The 1,049-nt window shown below is 47.7% G+C and carries 1 protein-coding gene; it reads left to right on the forward strand.

Annotation, left to right across the window (positions count from 1 at the left end; genetic code table 11):
* Nucleotides 1-459 precede the first annotated feature (459 nt).
* The gene (gene tnpA, locus QUB35_RS23215) at nt 460-912 is read left to right on the forward strand and encodes an IS200/IS605 family transposase (protein ID WP_333144052.1); all 453 of its coding nucleotides are present in this window, start codon (nt 460-462) and stop codon (nt 910-912) included.
* Nucleotides 913-1,049 lie beyond the last annotated feature (137 nt).

The following is a 1,049-nucleotide window of genomic DNA, read 5'->3' on the forward strand; positions in this document are numbered from 1 at the left end:
GGGCGATCGGGCTTTGGGGCGATCGGGCTTTGGGGCGATCGGGCTTTGGGGCGATCGGGCTTTGGGGCGATCGGGCTAACCCGAAGATCCGCCGGGGATTGAAATCCCCGTCGAGAGAGCGAAAGTCGGTTAAAACCGACTGAAGGGTGAAATTCAACGATCGCCGATTTCAGTCCTCTTGAGCGCACTTTGGGGCGATCGGGCTAACCCACAAGCCCGCCGGGGATTGAAATCCCCGTCGAGAGAGCAAAAGTCGGTTAAAACCGACTGAAGAACCAAATCAAACCATCGCCGATTTCAGTCCTCTTAAAGAGGACTTCAGCTATGAGACAGGGATTTCAATCCCTGTCGGACTCTCGGACTGTCGGATCGTGGGACTCGCCGATCGACCCCGATCGCACTCTCGGATTTTGTCACAAAATGATAAATTAACCTAAAGAATTAGGAGGAAAAATCTTTATGGCAATGTGGCGGCTGTACTATCATTTAGTTTGGGCAACAAAAGAGCGACAGCCTCTCATATCTCCGGCAAAAGAAACAGAACTTTACTCTTATATCATTGGCAAAGCAGACACCCTCAATTGCATCCTTCATGCGATCGGCGGCACAGAAAATCACATCCACTTAATAGTTTCCATTCCTCCGACCCAATCGATCGCTGAATTCGTTAAAAATATTAAAGGTAGCAGCAGTCGTTATCTCAATCAAACTTTGCAAAATCCCAATAAATTTTCGTGGCAAGAAGGATACGGAGTATTTTCTTTAGGACAAAAACAACTAGACTCAGCAGTCGCTTATGTGATAAATCAAAAGGAACATCACTTGCAAAAAACCACAAATTCGCATTTAGAACAAATCACGGATCGAGACAATCCACCCACCAAGTGGCACCCGAATTCGCCAGAGAATTAATTGAAAAACATTGACCAACTGTCAGACTCGCGAGTTCTCCAGCTATTCGGACTTTGGGGGCGATCGGGCTTACCCACAAGCCCGCCGGGGATTGAAATCCCCGTCTAATAGCGAAAGTCGGTTAAAACCGACTAAAA

The sequence above is a fragment of the Microcoleus sp. B13-B6 genome, from assembly GCF_036705405.1.
Lineage (GTDB): Bacteria > Cyanobacteriota > Cyanobacteriia > Cyanobacteriales > Microcoleaceae > Microcoleus.